Source organism: Pseudoalteromonas sp. NZS100, assembly GCF_015864815.1.
GTDB lineage: Bacteria > Pseudomonadota > Gammaproteobacteria > Enterobacterales > Alteromonadaceae > Pseudoalteromonas > Pseudoalteromonas distincta.
In genome coordinates this window covers 78,692-97,393 of the sequence record NZ_JADYWM010000011.1, presented here as the reverse complement: position 1 = coordinate 97,393, position 18,702 = coordinate 78,692, and the positions used below count along the sequence as shown (strand labels likewise).

Genomic DNA, 18,702 nt, shown 5'->3' with positions numbered 1-18,702 from the left:
CCCCTTTTAACCCATCCTTAACCCTTGCCCTAATACACTGTGTGTAATGATGTAAATTAGGCACAGTTAAATGGTTTATTTTAAAAAGCGCTCAACGGTTTTATTGCTTGCACTTAGCTGCACGCTTGCTGCGTGTAGTAGCCAGCCAAGCTATACAGGTAATAGCACCGAGCAATCGCTAAAGCAGCATGCAAATTGGCAGTACACGCAAAGTAACGCACAGCACGTAAATTACATTACCGATTTGGTGGATATTGAAGGGCTTGATTCGCTTATTGAGCAAGCTGTTACTAATAACCCATCGTTTAATCAAGTGCATGTTGCATTAAAATTAGCTTATGCGCAGCGTGATGTAACTGCTGCAAGTCAGTGGTTTAGTGTAGATGCAGGATTTGACGCGCAGCGCAGTGAAACCGAAGGCACGCAATATAGCTCATCAGTAGGTATAAGCTGGGAAGCCGATATATGGCAAAAAATTGCTGACAACGTAGCCGCGCAAGATATGACTATTGCCAGTAACCAAGCTACTTATCAAGGTGCTAAAGACACATTAGTAGCGAGTGTTATTCGTACTTATTTAAATATTATTTTGCAGCAAAATTTGCTCGATATAGAGCAGCAACGTTTAGTTGTTTTACAAAATAATGAGCAAAGTATTGTAGAGCGCTACCAATATGGATTAGGTGATTTAGAAGCGCTTGATACCGCCCGTACTAGCACGGCATCTACTCGCGCAACCATTGCCGATTATCAAGAACAAATAGCAAAAGCAAAGCGTGCTTTAATGCTAATTGTAGGCACTGATAAACTTCAAAACCTGCCAAATACATTAACTCTGCCAAGCGTTATTGAGCCATTAAGTACATTACCAGAGCAAGATTTAGCGCGCCGACCTGACTTACAAAGTGCCTATTACAACATTCAGGCAAAGCATTACTTGGTTGATGTATCGTACAAAGAATTACTGCCGAGTATTTCGCTTTCGGCATCACTGAGTGATTTAGCAAGCACGCCAAGCCAAGCATTATTAACCAGCCCAGTGTGGAGTTTATTAGGCAGTTTAAGTGCCCCTTTATTTGAAGGTGGAGCACTGCGTGCGCAAGTTGATATTGCAAAATTAAATGCCGAGCAAGCGTTTTGGCAGTACCAAGATACGCTGCTAAGTGCGGTAAACGAAGTTGAAAATGCACTCGGGCAGGAGCAATCATTAACCGAGCAACAACTGCAAATTAGCAATGCACTTACCAGCGCTCAACGCAGCTTTAGTAACTATCAAAGTAAGTATCAACAAGGTTTGGTTGATATTTTAGATTTGCTAACAGTGCAGCAAAAAGTATACGACCTGCAAGCCCAGCTTAGCCAAATAAACTACACCCTTTTAACTAACCGCATAGATTTAGGCCTCGCTTTGGGCCTTGGAGTATCGTCATGAAAATTTCGCCAACACCGGTTGTTGTAACGCTTGTTGCTATTGTTTGTATAGGGCTTGCTATTGTGTATAACGGTCAAAAAATGGCTGAACAAGCAAATAGCCCACAACCTGCCGCTATTAAAGCTATTGCCCCAAATGTATCGGTAATTAATGCAGCTCCGAGCACTTATCAGGCTTATGTTAGTGGGCATGGTGAAGTTAAAGCGCATTGGTCACTTAGCTTAAAAGCACAAGTTAAAGGCGAAGTAACCAGTATGAGCGAGCAATTTGCGACCGGTAATTTAATAACTAAAGGGCAGGTGTTTGCACAAATTGATGACACCGAATACTTACAAGCTCTAGCTAGCGCAAAAGCAACATTGGCTGATGCAAAACTAGCACTGCAAGAAGAACAAGATTTAGGTAATCAAGCAAAACGTGAATGGGATCGCTCAGGCGTTACGCAAGCGCCAAGCTCGCCGCTTGTATTTAGAACGCTGCAATTAGAAGCCGCGCAAGCTACGCTCGATAAAGCACAATATGCACTTAAAACCGCACAGCGTGATGTAAATAACACCCAGTTAAGTGCACCATTTGACGCTGTTATTTTATCGCGCGATATAGATTTAGGTACTTATGTGAGTATTGGCGATACGCTTGCCACGCTAAACAGCACTGACAAAGTAGAAATAACGGTACCGCTTTCATTAAGTCAGTGGCAAAACCTAGCAAATAATAAATCAGGCGAGGTTATTTTAACTGATGTAACCACTAATACTAAATGGAACGGTTATATTGCACGTTTTGAGCAACACCTTGATGACAGCTCGCGCCAACGCAGCGTAATTGTTGCCTTAGATAAACCGTTTGAGCAAACAACGCCGTTACTGCCTGGTACATTTTTAGCGGTAGAAATTGCCGGTAAGCAGTTAACTAACGTAATAAAACTGCCTGCTTCGGCGGTATCTCAAGATGGCTTAATTTGGTACGTAAATGATCAAAATAGCTTAGTAAGCACACACGCTAATAAAGTATTTGAGCGTGGGGATTACGTATATATTACGCCAGTAGATAGTGCTAAAAATCTAAAAGTGGTGGCGCGCCCACTTGTTAGTTACTTAAACGACATGAAAGTAAATCCAATAGTTGAGGAGATACAATAATGAGCCCTCATCAACCACCTCAAATACCCAGTAATAATAACCCGCTGCACGGTATTATTAATTGGTTTGCAAATAACTCTGTTGCCGCTAACTTATTGTTAGTTAGTGTGATTGTAATGGGTATTATGTCGCTTACGACTTTACGTAAAGAGGCTTTTCCGAGTTTAGAGCCAGATACTATTTCGGTATCGGTGGTTTACGACAGTGGCGATGCATTGCAAGCCGAAGAAGGAATAGCGTTAAAAATAGAAGAAGCGCTCGAAACCGTATCGGGTATTAAACGTATTACCTCTACATCCGATGCTAGCGGCAGCCATGTAAGCATTGAAAAAAGTACTGATTACTCACTCGATGAGTTACTTGTTGACGTTAAAAACCAAGTTGACGCTATTAATAACTTTCCGGCAGATGCTGAGCAACCTGTTATTGATAAAGCCCGTAGGCAAGATCATGCATTAACGCTGCAACTTTTCGGGGATGCCGATCGCCATACATTACAAAATCTGGGCGAAAAACTTAAAGCCGATTTATTAGCGCAATCAGGCATTAGCGACGTAGCGCAGTCGGGTGTGCTCGACCCGATGATGTCCATAGAAATCGACGAAGGTAAATTACAAGCGTATGGCTTAACTATTAGTGATGTAAGTGAGGTCATAAATAATGAGTCATCAAGCCCGCTTTCGACTAGTTTGCGCGATAGCAGCAAAATTATACGCTTAAAAGCCGCCGACCAAGCTTACTGGCAGCGCGACTTTGCCAATATTGTATTGTTGAGCACAGCATCAGGCACACAAATTAAGTTAGGCGATGTAGCAACAGTTACCGACTCATTTGCCGAAGATAGCAACTCATTAAGCCGTTATAACCAACAAAATGCCGTAGGCGTTGAAATTTTAATGGGCGATAACAGCGATATAACTACCATTGTTAAGCAAGCTAATAGCGTAATAGATAAATGGCACGAAAGCGGTTTATTACCTCAAAACGTAGAGCTTGAAAGCTGGCACGACAAAAGCACCATGATCACCGAGCGTTTATCGCTACTTACTAAAAACGCGGTGACCGGTATTATTATGGTGTTTGTAATACTTGCCATATTTTTAAATGTACGTGTAGCACTGTGGGTGGCTGGTGGCTTGCCGTTTGTATTTTTTGGCACGCTTTATTTTATGACCGATGGCTACACCGCATTGACCATAAACGAAATGACCACCTTTGGCTTTATTATGGCGCTGGGCATAGTGGTAGACGATGCCGTTGTTGTAGGCGAGAGTATTTACACCACACGTAAAAAACATGGCGATACATTAAATAATACAGTTTTAGGCACCATGAAGGTTGCTGTGCCAACAATATTTGGGGTGTTAACCACGGTGGCTGCGTTTGTAGCGCTTTCGAATGTGTCGGGCAACTTAGGTAAAATTTATTCTCAATTTGCCACTGTAGTGACCATTTGTTTACTGCTTTCAGTTGTTGAATCAAAACTTATTTTACCCTCGCATTTAGCCCACATTAGTACTAAACGCCAAGTTAAAAAAGGCTTAGCAGGTCTGTGGTCAAAAATACAACATGGTGCTGATAGCGGCTTAAGCTGGTTTAGTAAAAACATTTACTGCAAGGTTATTGAATTTTCACTGCGCTTTAGATACGCCGTAGTGGCTGCGTTTATCGCCTTTTTTATATTAGTTATTGGCATGCCGATGACAGGCACAGTTAAAGTTGGTTTTTTCCCAAGTATTGCAGGCGATACCGTAACAGCCGATTTGGTTATGCAAAACGACGCCGCTTATGGGCAAACAAACACAAACTTACTAACGCTTGAGCAAAGTGCATTACAAGCTGAGCAAAACTTAATGACTAAGTTGAACTCTGACAAAAGCGAAATAACCAGCCTACAAGTCATTAGTAGCAGCGACACCAGCGGTGAAGTAAGCGTTGAGCTATTAAACGAAGGCGCTTTTACAGCAAGCGAATTTGCTCAAGAGTGGCAGCGCGTAGCAGGTAGCCTTGAGGGCAGTAAAAAATTACAAATATTAGCCACGCGTAAAATGGTTGATAACTTTAAAGTTGAGCTTAAAGCGTGGGACGACGAAACCGTAATGGCGGCGGGCGCACTATTTAAGGAGCGCTTACAAAATACCGCAGGCGTTAAGGGAATAGACGACAACTTAAACCCAGGTCAGCCACAGCTTAAATTTACCCTAAATGCACAAGGTCGCGCGCTTGGCATGGATACAGCTAGTTTATCAAAGCAAGTACTGCAAGCCTTTGGTGGTGCAGTTGTACAGCGCTACCAACGTAATAAAGACGAAGTTAAAGTACGTGTACGCTACCCAGAAGATGCTCGTAAAACACCTGCCGATATAATGCAGTCGCGTATTCGCCTGCCCGATGGCACGGTTGTCCCTTTAGTAAACGTAGCCACAGTAAGTAGTGAATATCAGCAAGATGAAATAACCCGCATTGATGGACTACGTGCAATTTATTTAAGCGCCCAAGTGGATAAAAACGTGATTGCTCCAAACGAGTTAGTTACTAACTTAAAGCGCGACTTAATTCCTGAGTTAACACAGCAATTTCCTAACTTAAGTGTGTATTTTGCAGGAGAGGCAGAGCAACAAAGCGAAACCACCAGCTCAATGAGCACTATGTTTGTAGCGGCTTTATTAGTTATTTACGTGTTGCTGGCTATTCCGCTTAAATCGTACATTCAACCTATGTTGATTATGGTAGCAATTCCGTTTGGCATTGTGGGCGCTATTTTAGGACATTGGTGGAACGACTTAACCATTAGTATATTGTCGTTAAATGGTATTTTGGCGCTCAGTGGAGTAGTTGTAAACGACAGCTTATTACTTGTTTCACGCTTTAACGAACTAGTAAAAGAAGAGAGCATGAGCACGCACGATGCCATAGTTGAGTCGTGTACGAGCCGGTTACGTGCGGTATTACTTACCTCAATTACGACGTACGCAGGCTTAGTGCCGCTACTTAGCGAAACCTCAATGCAGGCACAGTTTTTAATTCCTGCTGCGGCATCACTTGGCTACGGTATTTTGTTTGCCACGGTTATTACCTTAATACTTATACCGGCATTATTGATGATTCAAACCGATGCTAAACGCGGTATTGATGCTGTGCTAATATCGCTAGGTGCTAAAAATAAAACGCAGGAAGTAGCCTCTTAATGATAAACGTACTACTGGTTGAAGACGACATAGATTTGGCAACCACCATTGTTGATTATCTCGAAATTGAGTCAATAGAGTGTGACCATGCAAGCAATGGCGTAATGGGTTTAAATTTAATAGAACGTAATCAATATCAAATGATTATATTAGATGTAAACATGCCCAAAATGGACGGTTTAACCATGTGTAAATCATTGCGTGAGCAAGGCATTGATATACCTGTATTAATGCTGACAGCGCGCGATAGCCTCGACAATAAGCTTGAGGGGTTTGCAGCCGGTAGTGACGACTATTTAGTAAAACCATTTGCGATGAAAGAGCTAGTAGCGCGGGTTCAAGTATTAGCAAAGCGTAAAAGTGGAGAGGTTAAGCGACTTACCTTTGCTAATTTAACACTTAATTTAACCGCGCATACAGCAACAGTGGCTGCGCACAGTTTAAAGTTATCACCCATTACTTTTAAGTTATTAGAAGTGCTTGTACGAGAGCAGCAAAAACCGGTAACCCGACAGGTAATTATGCAAGCAATATGGGGAGACGATCAGCCAGACAGCAATAGCTTAAAAGTGCATATTCATCATTTGCGTAAACAGCTAGAGCAAGCGCATTGCCAAGCCGTACTAGAAACAATACCCAGTGTAGGGTTTGCGCTAAAATTAAAAAATGGGACACAAGCATGAAAATTAGACCCAGCCTGAGGTTGTATTTTTTTGCCACCATGGTGCTTTTAAGTTCATTAATGGCAATTGGTTTTTCGTTTTTAAGTGTTAATTATTTTATTGATGGCTTAGACCGAGGGTTAAATGGCGTAATGCGTATCAGCATACGCAACAAGGGCAAGTGCGAATTACTCAGCAGGGTAGCCGTGTAATTATAGTAAATAGCAGCGAACAAACTGATACGCCACACGCCACCAATAACACAAACAAGCCCGCTAATATTGGCTACGGTTTAGGGTTGGAGTTAAGCGAAAAAATAATAAAACGACACGGTTGGGTATACGAAGTAAACGACATGCCTGGGCGTTATGAAGTGGTGGTTGATTTTAGCTAATACGCTTTTTTATGATTAATGATGGGGCGTATTACTTATAATATCAATCCGCAATAATACTTAATCATTTTGAGGGGCTAAACGTGTCGCTCTCAGCGTTAAAAATTTCTCATTTACAACTGCATGGATGCAGAAGGTAGGCAATGCAGGAGCAATTGCCGAGAACAACTAAATAGCGAATTTTTTGCCTAGCTATCAACACGTTTTTCCATCCTCAAAATAGATCACTTAATTAAGCCGATTGGTATAAATGATTACTCGGGGGCAGCTTGCTTGGTTTTTCTAAACATAAACTCAAGCGGAATATGTAAGCGTTTTGCCCATGCGTTTTCGGTGTGATCTTCCCCCGGGAAGTATTGGCTTTGCCAAAGTTTTGCTGGGTATTTTTGCGCCATAAATAAATCATCAATTTGCGCTTGTAACTTAGGGTACATGGCATCTAAGGTGCTATCGCCATAATCAAAATACACTTTTTGGTTACTTAGCTTTGTGATGTTGTTGGCAATGTAGTTTTTAAACTGGGCAAATACTTCGTTATCGTGGCTAAAAATACCTGGCCAGTGGGTCGACATACAAATAGCGCCGGCAAATTCGTTAGGGTAATTAAGTAGTGTGTACCACGATATTAGCCCACCCATGCTAGAGCCACCAATATAGCGGTGCTGCGCGCCTTTGTTTACGTTGTAGTTAGACTCAATATAAGGAATAACTTCTTTAACTAAAAAGCGTGAGTAGTTATCTGAGTAAACCTTAGAGGCAAATAATTTATGGCCTGGGTATTTTTCTAACTGGTAAAGGGCGTTTTGCTTTTGCTTGCTTAAGGCCTCAAACGGTTGTTGTGGGTAGTATTCGCTGTGGCGGTTTTCTACGGCGTTTGGAATGCCTACCACAATAAATGGGCGTACTTTGCCTTGCTCTATTAATGTGCCGGCTACTTCATCTACGCGCCATTCTTGCTTGTTCCATGTGCTATTTGCATCAAACAACATGCGGCCATCTTGCATGTAGAGCACGTCGTAGGTGGTGTTTTTGTTGTAACCTGGCGGTAGCCAAACATTTAAAAAGCGGTTTTTTACAAACTGTGATTCTATATTGTCGATTACCTCAATTTGGCCTTTACTTACTTGCACGGTGGCCGTGTTTGCATAGCTGGTATGTACTACAAATATTAATAAGCTAAACAGTAAAGCAACTAATTTCATGGTGGCGCCTTAGCATACAAAAAGTGCACTATCACAAGCTTGCACTGTTAATTCAATGTGAATACGTATGCATTTGTATTCAAGCAACAAATGCACACGCATACAATTTATAAATCGCTGCGCCAGCCCATGCCGGATTCTTCCATGAGGCGCTCGTATACCCCTTCAATATTAAGTGGCAGCCAGGCTTGGTATTGCTTTAAATCTGAAAATTCATCGAGCTTAACGTTTTGTTTTATTTGCTCTAGGCTTTGCCCTGCAAGCGCAGCCTTGGTTACTTGGCTGTAAAGCTGCTCTAAATAACTTAAGTAACGCGCTACATCAGCCTTGCTGCCAATATCGGCATGACCACCTACAAAAGTATCAAAGTCATATTTGAGTACCGTTTGAGTTGAGTTAATCATGCCTTGAATATCGTAACTCCACAGTTTTTGCCACGGCATTCTGCCAATAACAATCCAATCAACTACAAATAACGTTTTTTGCTTTTCGAATAATATACTAACCGAACCACGACCATCGTTTGGACCATGGTAGTTAAGCTTTACTGTAGAATCACCAAGGGTAAGTAGTAGCTCGTTATCAAAAGTAAGGCTGGGCGTTACTGTTTTCATTTGTGTGTTTTTAATATCTTGCGCAGCGAGTTTATGCGCTACAAACGTGGTGTGCGGGTTTTTAAATACCTCGGCGCCGTAAATATGATCGCTGTGATTATGGCTATAAATTACATATTTCACCGGTACGTTATAGCGGGTTTTAATTTGCTCGTTTAACCAGGTGGCGGCTTTTTTATTAAGCGGGTCGGTAACAATTGCGCCCTCAGAAGTGATTAAAAATACTGAGCGGTGTCTGTCGTCTATAAAGCGGTGTAAGCCGTCCCCTAAGTCTTCTATTTCATAGGCTTGTGTGGCAAAGCCTATAAACAATAGGGCTGTGGTTAATAGTTTTTGTAGCAAGCGGGGCATACACCATTCCTTTTTTAAATTGATTAAATTAATAACGCTACTAAAAGAAGAAAGCATTAAGCCGTAAAAAATTTCAGCTGTTGGTTAAATTAAAGCTTAAGCTTAAGCTTAAGTAAAAGGATCAAATATAAGGATGAAATAAAAAGCCATTATAAAAATGGCTTTAGATAGGTTGGTTGGGTTTATCTTTGTGTTAGTTGTTGGTTTATTTCTTCAAAGATACTGGCATCGTCTATGGTTGAAGGTATTTGTAGCTCTTCTCCATCAACCAGTTGGCGCAAATTTTTACGCAGTATTTTACCCGAGCGTGTTTTAGGTAACCTATCTACGCTAACTATATTTTTAAGGCACGCAATAGCGCCAATCTGATTACGAACACTTAAAACAAGCGCTTGTTCTACGTCGGTACTTGAGCCCATAAAATCATTTTTAAGCACGATCATTCCCATAGGGAGTTGCCCTTTTAGAGGATCGTTCACACCAAAAACAGCGCATTCGGCAACAGCAGGGTGCGCGGCTACTATCTCTTCCATTTCGCCGGTAGAAAGCCTATGTCCTGCTACATTTATAACGTCGTCGGTTCTGCCCATAATAAATAGGTAGCCGTCTTCATCAATATAACCACCATCGCCAGATAAATAATAACCTTCATATTCATTTAGGTAGCTTGCTTTAAAGCGCGGGGTATCTTGCCAAATAGTTGGTAGGCAACCCGGTGGAAGTGGCAGTTTAATTACCACGGCGCCTTGCTCGTTAGCTGCGCATTCATTGCCATTCATATCTAATATTCTCACGTCAAAACCTGGAGTTGGCACGGTAGAGCTGCCAGGTTTTGTTGCTAAGTACTCAAGCCCTACAGGGTTACAAGCAATAGCCCAGCCGGTTTCTGTTTGCCACCAATGATCGAGCACTGGCAGTTTGGTTTTTTCTTTAAGCCACTCGTAAGTGGGAGGGTCTAATCGCTCGCCAGCTAAAAGTAAACGTTTTAAGCTTGAGGTATCGTATTGATTAAAACCATCAGCATTGGGATCCTCTTTTTTAATTGCTCTAAATGCGGTGGGGGCACTAAATAATGCATTTACTTTATACTCTTCAACCACGCGCCAAAATGCACTAGCATCGGGCGTTTTAACGGGTTTACCTTCATATAATACGGTCGCGCAGCGATACATTAGCGGTGCGTAAACTATATAAGAGTGCCCAACTACCCAGCCAATGTCAGACGCTGCCCAAAATACGTCGCCGGGCTTCATACCATAAACGGTTGCCATGCTGTATTGCATTGCCACTGCGTGACCGCCATTTTCGCGTACTACGCCTTTGGGTGTGCCTGTCGTGCCTGAGGTATATAAAATATAAAGCGGATCGCTACCATTTACAGGCACCGGATCTGCGCTTGCAGCCGTTTGCATTGCCTGAGTCCAATCTATGTCTCGTTTAGGCTTAAGAGTGGCGGTAACTTGTGGGCGCTGATAAATAACGCAGTGTTCTACTTTGTGCGCAGCTAAGTCTATTGCGTTATCAATAAGTGGTTTGTATTCAATAACGCTATTTACTTCAACACCGCATGACGCGCTAAGTATAAGTTTGGGCTTGGCATCATCAATGCGTACAGCTAATTCGTGTGCAGCAAACCCACCAAATACCACCGAATGAATAGCACCAAGACGAGCGCACGCCAACATACCAATAACAGCTTGTGGGATCATTGGCATATAAATAACAACGCGGTCGCCTTTTATAACACCTAACGATTGTATTACGCCTGCAAATTTAGCAACTTCTTGTTGTAGTTGTGAGTAGCTATAAGTTTGCTTTGTATTAGTGACTGGAGAGTCGTAAATCAGTGCAGTTTGCTCGCCAAATCCGGCAATAACGTGCTGGTCTAGCGCTAAAAAACTAGTGTTTAATTGCCCGTCACTAAACCAATGATAAAGCCCATCGTCGTCTTGTGTGTATGCTTTTGTGGGGGTTTTATACCATGGAATATTTTTACTTTGTTCGAGCCAAAATTGGGCTGGGTTTTGCTTAAAGGCATTATATTGCTGTTTATATTTGCCTGACATGTAAGGCTCCTAAAGCTAAATTTGTGTGTGAGAGACCTTACAAAATGTAGGCTTTTTTTAGCAAGCAAGCTATTCGACCTTGGTCGGTTAAAAGTTAATCAACACATTGGTTTTAAAAATACAAAATTGACAATACAAAGCGTGTGGTTCAGCATGGCAGGCAGTAAAAATAAGAGAAAATACGATATGAGTAACGTAGTAAGAGTTGGTGTGGCGGTTATCATAAAGCATCAAAACACAATTTTACTAGGTGAGCGCATTGGCGCGCATGGTGCTAATACATGGGCAACACCTGGTGGACATTTAGAGTTTGGTGAAAGTGTTGAGCAATGTGCAATACGAGAAGTGTTTGAAGAAACAGGTTTAAAGGTAAGTAAAATTACTAAGCTTGATTTTACCAATGATATTTTTACAGCAGAGAACAAGCACTATATTACGCTGTATGTAAAAGCTGATTTTGAAGGAGGAGAGCCTGAGCTTAAAGAGCCTAATAAATGTTTAAAGTGGCGCTGGTGCGATATTAATAATCTACCAACGCCACTGTTTACATCACTAAAAAATTACTTATCTGAGGCTGTACTAGCCTAGTTATTTTGTTGGCGGTGTCGCTGGACTTAACTCTAGTTTACTAAAGCTTACTTGAGCGTAATCGCCATTTTGTTTATCTGTAGTCCAATCGCCAGTACCTAAACAACCTGGGTACCAAATACCTTTCGCGCTTTTAGTACTACATTGGTTATAAGCGCCAGCTTTAAAGTAATGCCAATCTGCAGCGTAACCATGTGGATGGTCTTTTTCGTCCACTTTGCCATAAGCATCTACGTTATTACCTAAGTTAATAGAGTAGTTAACGTCTTCTTTGCCTTGTGCGCTAAATGTAAGGTGCATAACATTTTTATACACATTGACCGTGTAGCTAAATTCTTCACCTAGTGCAATACCGGCACTGCCAGGCTCGTTAGGGTTTTCCCATGTATTACCCCAAACAGGGTAAGTAATATCTGTACGGTCAGGATTGGTTTTAGGTAAGTTACGTTCGTAGTTCCAAAAAACTGAGCCTGTTTTATGCCCTGGCCATTTTTTGTAATATATTTTAAGTGGCTCATTGCCCCAGCCATAACCAAGCTTGGTATCAATAAGTGCCTGATCTTTACCTGCGTGAATTTGCCCTACAACAACCGAGTAAGCCGCTTTTTTATCAGGATCAGTCGCACGTAGCGCAACGTGATCTACTTTTAACGTTGCTTCCATTTTTCCACCAACAGAACCAAATCGGTCAGATAGCGGGTGAACAGCTAAAGCAAAGTTGTTTTTAGAGTGTTTAGTTTTAATTTTAGTATTTGATCCACGGATCATTTGTCTAAGTTCACTACGGGTATTAGTAGAGTTAGCACTTGTAAGCGCTTTATTAGGCGAGGTGAATACCATGTAGCCTTTATCATCAAGATAGAAAAAATCAGGGTGTGCGTAAGTCTGAATTTCTTCTACATCTATTTCATCAATTTTACCGTCGTTGTTTAAATCAACTGGTACATTTATTTTCCAGTGTGATAAATCAAACTTTGTTGCTGGTACCGGCGCATCGCTTTGCTGATTAGTGCTTTGGGTACTTGAACAAGCCGTAAAAAGTAGAGGTGTGATAACTGCCAAAGCAGTAAGTTTAAATGTGGATGTATTTTTTATCATTATTGTCTCTGTGTGATGAAGTAAAAATTGTGCGGTACAGGCGTCGCTCAACCTCAATCTAACATACCAATTTAGCAATTAAAACTTACCAATTAGTAAAATTAAATATTTTTTAAATGATTTTTTGTTATACCAATTTGGTTTGGGTGTTTTTTAACGGCTTTTATGGAAGTGTTTGCGGTATGTATTTTTATGTGTTTGGCTATTCATTTAGTGATGTATAACGTAGATTTTGGCGCTAAGGTGTAGTCTATTTTTTGGGGGGAGGAGACTTTTAATTTTGTAGTTTGCTTTGCCGCGTTTAGCAAATAACTAAATAACCACTGCCAATAACTAATGTTGGGCTTTAACTATGGTTAGTGCTGCAAGTTAGTCGTGTTTGGTAATGAAAGTTGCCACTTGTTTAAAATGGCATGGTATTCACCATTTTCTTTAATACTACTTAATGCGTCAGAGAGTGCTTTAGCTGTTTTAGGATTAAGTTGATTACTTGCTGCAAAATTAAGTGAAGAGGGAAGATCGCTTAAATGAATTCGTTTTGTTATTAGGCTAGAATCGAGTCCTAGGCTTTTTAGCTCGTTATTAAGTGTAAGTGTATTAGTTACTACAAAGTCGATCCGGTTTTTATAAAGCATTTGCCAAAGTTGATTATAGTAACTGACCAGTATTAAATTGTTATTTTCGGTAAAGCCTTTTTTCTTTAAGTAGGCTTCGCTCAGGTAGCCACGAATGGTTGCTACTTTATACTCTTTAGCAAAATTTAAGTGAACAACTTCATCTACATGGCTTTTTAAGCTAATTAAATAAGCATCTGCAAAATACACTTCGCCTAACCACGTATATTTATTAATCCGCTCTGGGGTTTTTAATAAAGACAACATTATGGCGTTGGTATTTGTTTTATGCTCCTTAAAAACGCGGGCCATAGGCATTATTTCAAAATTAGCGGTTAAGTTTGTTTGCTTCACAATTGCTTTGGCAATGTCGACTAAAGCGCCGCTTACTTCACCTTGCTGATTTTTAAAGTGATAAGGAGGAAGGTCTTCAGCTATAAAAGTAACCGAATCGGCGTTACACAGGGGGCTATATAAAATAAATACAAAAGCACTTAATAAAACACGCAAAAACATAAAAAATCTTTTAAAGCAATAATACACCTAGTGTAGAGAGTATTAACTAAAACATATATATATTATGTTTATATAACGTAAATAATTTGCATTTACTTGGCTGTGCTTGCTGTTTTGTATTTTATAAATTGTAATGGCGAGCATTTATGCCAGCGTAAAAAAGCTCGATTAAAAGAGCTTTGATCTTTAAATCCTAAAATATTAGATAAATCAGCAAGTGGCATGCTGGCTATTAATGTATCTGCACGTTTTTTTCGTTCTTTTTCAAGTAGCTGAGCAAAGGTTAAGTTTTGTTGTTTTAAGCGTCGTTGTAGCGTTCGGGGTGTTAAATTAAGCGCATCAGCTATGCCTATTAGGTTGCAGTTTTGCAAGGTAGTTTTAGCTGTAAGTAACTGATTAACTTTATCGTCAATACACTGCTGGCTTTTAAAGTTAGAGAGTTGCTGCTCTGACAATTGCTTAAAAGTAGAATTAATAATGGCGTTATCGGTTTTAAAGTGCAGCGTTAAATAATGGCTCGGAAAGCTAATTTGATTATATTCAGCACTGCTTTTTACAGGGCATTTAAACCATGATTCAAGGGCGCGCCTTTGCGATGGCAACCAATTATAAGTGAAACTAATACTACTTGGCGAAAGGGTTAAATTTATTAACTGGCGAATTACACTTACCCACGCGGTCATGTTTCGCAAAACAACATGCTCATTACAACTTTGATGAGCAATCCAACGAATAGTTGCTGTATCAGTATTTATTTCAAACTTGGCTTTACCAATATCAGCCACCAAGCTGTCGTAGCTTAACAATGCTTTAATGGCACTGCTTAAGTTGTCGCTCGATTCAATTAAGTAACCTAAAACGCCGTAGTCAGCAGTGCGAATTTGCTGACCTAGGGTAAAACCAAAAAGAGGATCGTTAAGTGTTTTTTTGCCATAAACTAATAAAGCATTATAACTATTTAAACTAATACGCGGCGCTAATTGATGGGTACGCTGATTACTAAATTCGTCAAAGCTAATAGCGTGCAAAGCCGTTTTAGTACTAATGCCTTGCGCTTGTAAGTAATCAAGAATACTTGAAAAGTAATGATCAGCCAATGTGTGCATTTGTCATCTAAAGCTAAAAAATAGTCGTGTATTAGCAAGTTTGCCACGTTAAATTTTTATATGCTAGTTGAATGCCTAATAACCTCTTGCTGTAAAAATGATACTCATAACAATAAAACAAACGCTTAATGCACAGCCAAAGCAAATAATAAGCACACTGCTTGAGCATGAACAGTTGCATCGATTTTTTAATGCCAAATTTACGCTGTTACAAGCACAAGACGAAGGGCAAATAAAAGGCGGAAAAGGATCTGTTAGGCAAGTAAAAATAGGTAAAATAACTTTTTCAGAGCAAATAATCAGTGCCGATCAAAATCATATTTGTTACCAGATAGTAGGCGATAAGCCAGTTGCTAATCATCGAGGCGATATATACCTCACTGCAAATAAAGACATCAATACTTTAGTTACCGAACTTAACTATTGCATACGTTGCTCGGCACCGTGGTGGATACCAAATGCATTACTTAAATATGTTATTACAAAAGATATAACCCAAGCGTTAAACAATTTAAATAATTATTTTTTGGCGGGTAAAGTATGAACTCAGAAATTATTTTGCTCGCTCTTAGCCCAATATTTTTGATATTTGTTTGCTGTGAGTTTATTAAGTTTAAGCGCTATTACGACATAAAAGATAGCCTAGTAAATACAGCGTTAGCGCTATTGCACCAAGCCGCAGATGCTATTGCGTTACTGCTGTTGATGCCTTTATTTAATTGGTTGTATGACTATAGATTGTTTGATATTGAAGTGAGTGTGTTAAGTATTGCATTTGCATTTTTACTGCAAGATTTTTTGTATTATTGGTTTCATAAAGCATCGCATCATGTTCATTGGCTGTGGGCCGCGCATGTGGTTCACCACAGCTCAACTAAAATGAATTTCACCACCGCATTTAGGCAAAGCTTAATGTACCCCGTAGCCGGTATGTGGGTGTTTTGGCTACCTATGATTTTAATTGGATTTGAACCGCTAACAGTATTTAGCGTGGTTGCATTAAATTTAGCGTATCAATTTTTTGTACATACTCAAATAGTGGGTAAGTTAGGCTGGTTTGAAAAAGTATTTAACACGCCTTCTCACCACCGAGTTCATCACGCAATAAATGCAGGCTACCTTGATAAAAACTTTGCAGGTGTACTTATTATTTGGGATAAGTTATTTGGCACCTTTGTAGAAGAAGATAAATCAAAGCCTTGTAAATACGGCATTATAGGGCAGCTTAATAGCAATAACCCAGTCGTTATTACGTTTCATCAGTGGGAGCATTTATTGAAAAGTGTTTATAAGGCATCAGGAATAAAAGCTAAATGTAGAGTGCTATTTGGCTACCCTACAAGTAGCATTAAACGTAAGTAAGTTATTGTGGTTTTTTACTTCTTGGGGCACCTAATAAAATGCAAGTATGGCAAATGCAGACAGATAAAAATGCACTAATACCCAATGCACCGCCATAGCCGTCAAGTTTTGGTACAAGAAATTCAAATAATATTGAAAACAAAACAGATGAGCTTGCTACGGTATAAATACCAAAACGATGCGGGGCGCTCATGCCAATAAATGTACCGCCAAAAAATATAATCGCGTATAAATCGGGGTTTAAATTCAATGCGCTAAAAATTAAGTAAGCAATAATAGAAAGTGAAGAGGATGCTCTTATACCATCAAAGCGACTATGTTTAGCTAAGTAAAACGTTAAAAAAGCACCAAGCAGTACAAGTAATGGGTATTCAATACTCATAGTACGATTCCTTTAGCTAATACAAAAAGTGCCACGCTTGCAAAAGCGACACTGCCAAGTTTGCCACCAAAGCCTGTAAACATATTCATAGTAAGCACATACAAACTTGAGCCAATAAGCGAAATAATAGCAATTTCCCAGTAACTGGTAATTAAATGGGTTGAGCACATACCGGCAAAGCTACCAGCATAAATTGCAGCATAAGGATGGTTTTTATAACGCGCAGGAAAAGGAATAAAAGAGCCAATAAGCCCCGTTAGCGCGGCAGAAATTACTAAAGGCAGTGCAAAAGTAGTGTGCATAGCAAAGCAAGCTACAAAGCCTAAAAAGAAAGTAATGAATTTTAAAAGTAAGAATTTAATCATAGCGGCGCATTTTAAACTAATCCTTTTGCGCTTTCTAATACTCTCTAACACATAAATGTTATAAGTAATTACACATTTAAAAAGCGTGTTTTTTAAACGACTTTTAGGGATTAAATATGCTTAATAGCTTTGCTGTTAATGTTCTATAAATCACAAATTATGTATAATGGCGATAATTTAATGTATTAAAGTGTTAACCAAGGGTTATTTATGTCTAACTGTTTGCATCTGGCTATTCCGGCTGGCGATTTAAAAGTGGCTAAAGCGTTTTATTGTGACGTACTAGGCTGTAAAACGGGTAATAGTGAAGAAGGTCGCTGGGTAGATATAGATTTTTGGGGCAATGAACTTACTTTACACCAAAGCGTTGAGCGCTTACCAACAGTTCGCCATGATGTTGATATGGGAGCCGTAGCAGTACCTCACTTTGGTATTCACTTATCTGAAGATGAGTTTAACGGGTTAAAAAAGCGTATTGAAGATGTGGGTATTGAATACTTAGATAAACCATACCGCCGTTTTATTGGTGATGAGTTTGAGCAAGAAACGTTTTTTATTGAAGATCCAAATGGCAATGTGCTTGAAATGAAAACCATGGTAAACCCAGAGGTTTTATTTAAAAAAGTATAGTTTTTCACTCGTGCTATTTAAAGCCACTTTTATAGTGGCTTTTTTGTGGGCTAGCTATGTAGCTGAGTTAATACTTCGCTAGGTGTTTTATTAAAGTGGCGTTTAAATTCGCGGCTAAATTGCGATGGGCTGGTATAGCCAACCTTTAATGCAGCTTCGTTGGCTTTACTTCCACTAGTGGTTATAAGCTCTTTAGCCTTAGCTAAGCGTACTTTTTTTAAATACTGTAGAGGGGATTCAAACGTAACTTGCCTAAAAGCACGATGAAACGACGATACGCTCATGTTTACATCTTCAGCTAACCCTTCAACCGTAATTTGATTGGCATAACTACTGTGCATAGTTGAGAGCGTACGGGCGATACGTGCATAATGCCCATCATGCATAGCAAGCCCTATTAAAGTATGTCCTTGTGGACCACAAAGTACGCGATATACCAATTCTTTTACTATATCTTCGCCAAAAATATCAGCCTCAATGGGGTCATTTAAAACAGTTAATAACCGATGAGTAACGAGCTCCATTGCTGTATCTAAAGTTGCCGACTGTACTGCGCCAATTTGTGCTGAAGACGATGACGCTGAAAGAGGCTTATGCTGCATTATTTGATTAACGAGTTTGTGTAGCATTGCAGGGTTTATATCTATGGCAATGCCCATAACGGGTAAGTCGTTATCAGTAAATGCTTCACACTCTAATGGGACCGGTACGCCAAGGACTAAGTAGTCGCCTGCGCCGTATTTTATTTGATGTTCAGGAAAGTGAATTATTTTATGACCTTGCCCAACAATAATAATACCTGAGTTATATATAAGCGGCTGGCGCGGCGAGCTTTTAGTTGCTCGATGAAAATACACGCCTGGAATGATAGTTTCCATGGTGCCTTCAAAGCTGAGTAATTGATTATGCTCGGCGTATTGTTGCAACATATTGGCTATGGTGGGCATAAAAGGCATCTTTAATTGAGTGTATTTTGCGTAAAATAACAAT

Annotated in this window: 18 protein-coding genes; 9 read left to right on the top strand and 9 right to left on the bottom strand. The window is 40.0% G+C overall.

Annotated elements, in window-relative coordinates:
- Nucleotides 1–70: 70 nt before the first annotated feature.
- The 5 genes from I6E69_RS12785 to I6E69_RS12765 all read left to right on the top strand — a co-directional run bounded on the left by I6E69_RS12785 (nt 71) and on the right by I6E69_RS12765 (nt 6,818).
- Nucleotides 71–1,432, top strand: coding sequence for a TolC family protein (locus tag I6E69_RS12785; protein ID WP_197121387.1), 1,362 nt, complete (start codon nt 71–73; stop codon nt 1,430–1,432).
- Nucleotides 1,429–2,574, top strand: a complete 1,146-nt coding sequence (locus tag I6E69_RS12780) for an efflux RND transporter periplasmic adaptor subunit (RefSeq protein ID WP_197121386.1) — start codon at nt 1,429–1,431, stop codon at nt 2,572–2,574. The genes I6E69_RS12785 and I6E69_RS12780 overlap by 4 nt, the downstream gene beginning before the upstream one ends.
- Entirely contained in the window at nt 2,574–5,762 is a 3,189-nt protein-coding gene (locus tag I6E69_RS12775) for an efflux RND transporter permease subunit (RefSeq protein ID WP_197121385.1), read from the top strand. Before I6E69_RS12780 ends, I6E69_RS12775 begins: the two co-directional genes overlap by 1 nt.
- Nucleotides 5,762–6,445, top strand: a complete 684-nt coding sequence (locus I6E69_RS12770; RefSeq protein WP_024596691.1) for a response regulator transcription factor — start codon at nt 5,762–5,764, stop codon at nt 6,443–6,445. Before I6E69_RS12775 ends, I6E69_RS12770 begins: the two co-directional genes overlap by 1 nt.
- Nucleotides 6,446–6,605: 160 nt before the next feature.
- Nucleotides 6,606–6,818 (top strand): hypothetical protein, encoded by a 213-nt coding sequence (locus I6E69_RS12765; protein WP_197121384.1) that lies wholly within the window; start codon nt 6,606–6,608, stop codon nt 6,816–6,818.
- A 254-nt stretch (nt 6,819–7,072) separates the two neighbouring features.
- On the opposite strand, the gene I6E69_RS12760 is transcribed toward I6E69_RS12765, so the two are convergent.
- The 3 genes from I6E69_RS12760 to I6E69_RS12750 form a co-directional block, all read right to left on the bottom strand.
- Nucleotides 7,073–8,020 (bottom strand): alpha/beta hydrolase, encoded by a 948-nt coding sequence (locus I6E69_RS12760; RefSeq protein WP_197121383.1) that lies wholly within the window; start codon nt 8,018–8,020, stop codon nt 7,073–7,075.
- Between the two features lie 107 nt (nt 8,021–8,127).
- Entirely contained in the window at nt 8,128–8,985 is an 858-nt protein-coding gene (locus I6E69_RS12755) for an MBL fold metallo-hydrolase (protein WP_002962866.1), read from the bottom strand.
- A 182-nt stretch (nt 8,986–9,167) separates the two neighbouring features.
- A complete protein-coding gene (locus I6E69_RS12750; RefSeq protein WP_197121382.1) occupies nt 9,168–11,051 on the bottom strand; it encodes a propionyl-CoA synthetase in 1,884 nt (627 codons plus the stop codon).
- Between the two features lie 186 nt (nt 11,052–11,237).
- Between I6E69_RS12750 and I6E69_RS12745 the strand changes: the two genes are divergently transcribed.
- On the top strand, nt 11,238–11,639 hold the full coding sequence (locus I6E69_RS12745; RefSeq protein ID WP_024589726.1) for an NUDIX hydrolase: 402 nt from the start codon (nt 11,238–11,240) through the stop codon (nt 11,637–11,639).
- Here I6E69_RS12745 and I6E69_RS12740 read toward each other — a convergent pair whose 3' ends face one another.
- From I6E69_RS12740 to I6E69_RS12730, 3 genes are all read right to left on the bottom strand, one after another.
- Nucleotides 11,640–12,737: a polysaccharide lyase family 7 protein gene (locus I6E69_RS12740; protein WP_197121381.1), complete on the bottom strand. Its 1,098-nt coding sequence runs from the start codon at nt 12,735–12,737 to the stop codon at nt 11,640–11,642.
- 356 nt (nt 12,738–13,093) lie between these two features.
- Nucleotides 13,094–13,867, bottom strand: a complete 774-nt coding sequence (locus tag I6E69_RS12735) for an ABC transporter substrate-binding protein (protein ID WP_197121380.1) — start codon at nt 13,865–13,867, stop codon at nt 13,094–13,096.
- A gap of 92 nt (nt 13,868–13,959) precedes the next feature.
- Nucleotides 13,960–14,973 (bottom strand): AraC family transcriptional regulator, encoded by a 1,014-nt coding sequence (locus I6E69_RS12730; RefSeq protein WP_193225927.1) that lies wholly within the window; start codon nt 14,971–14,973, stop codon nt 13,960–13,962.
- Between the two features lie 97 nt (nt 14,974–15,070).
- Between I6E69_RS12730 and I6E69_RS12725 the strand changes: the two genes are divergently transcribed.
- Both I6E69_RS12725 and I6E69_RS12720 read left to right on the top strand, forming a co-directional pair.
- The gene (locus tag I6E69_RS12725) at nt 15,071–15,517 is read left to right on the top strand and encodes an SRPBCC family protein (protein ID WP_197121379.1); all 447 of its coding nucleotides are present in this window, start codon (nt 15,071–15,073) and stop codon (nt 15,515–15,517) included.
- The gene (locus tag I6E69_RS12720; RefSeq protein WP_197121378.1) at nt 15,514–16,335 is read left to right on the top strand and encodes a sterol desaturase family protein; all 822 of its coding nucleotides are present in this window, start codon (nt 15,514–15,516) and stop codon (nt 16,333–16,335) included. The genes I6E69_RS12725 and I6E69_RS12720 overlap by 4 nt, the downstream gene beginning before the upstream one ends.
- 1 nt (nt 16,336) lies before the next feature.
- On the opposite strand, the gene I6E69_RS12715 is transcribed toward I6E69_RS12720, so the two are convergent.
- Nucleotides 16,337–16,717, bottom strand: a complete 381-nt coding sequence (locus tag I6E69_RS12715; RefSeq protein ID WP_197121377.1) for a hypothetical protein — start codon at nt 16,715–16,717, stop codon at nt 16,337–16,339.
- Nucleotides 16,714–17,019, bottom strand: coding sequence for a hypothetical protein (locus I6E69_RS12710; protein ID WP_002962854.1), 306 nt, complete (start codon nt 17,017–17,019; stop codon nt 16,714–16,716). The genes I6E69_RS12715 and I6E69_RS12710 overlap by 4 nt, the downstream gene beginning before the upstream one ends.
- A 273-nt stretch (nt 17,020–17,292) precedes the next feature.
- Here I6E69_RS12710 and I6E69_RS12705 point away from each other — a divergent pair, with 273 nt between their 5' ends.
- Entirely contained in the window at nt 17,293–17,712 is a 420-nt protein-coding gene (locus I6E69_RS12705; protein WP_197121376.1) for a VOC family protein, read from the top strand.
- Nucleotides 17,713–17,762: 50 nt separating this feature from the next.
- Here I6E69_RS12705 and I6E69_RS12700 read toward each other — a convergent pair whose 3' ends face one another.
- The gene (locus I6E69_RS12700; RefSeq protein ID WP_149603158.1) at nt 17,763–18,659 is read right to left on the bottom strand and encodes an AraC family transcriptional regulator; all 897 of its coding nucleotides are present in this window, start codon (nt 18,657–18,659) and stop codon (nt 17,763–17,765) included.
- Nucleotides 18,660–18,702: the final 43 nt, after the last annotated feature.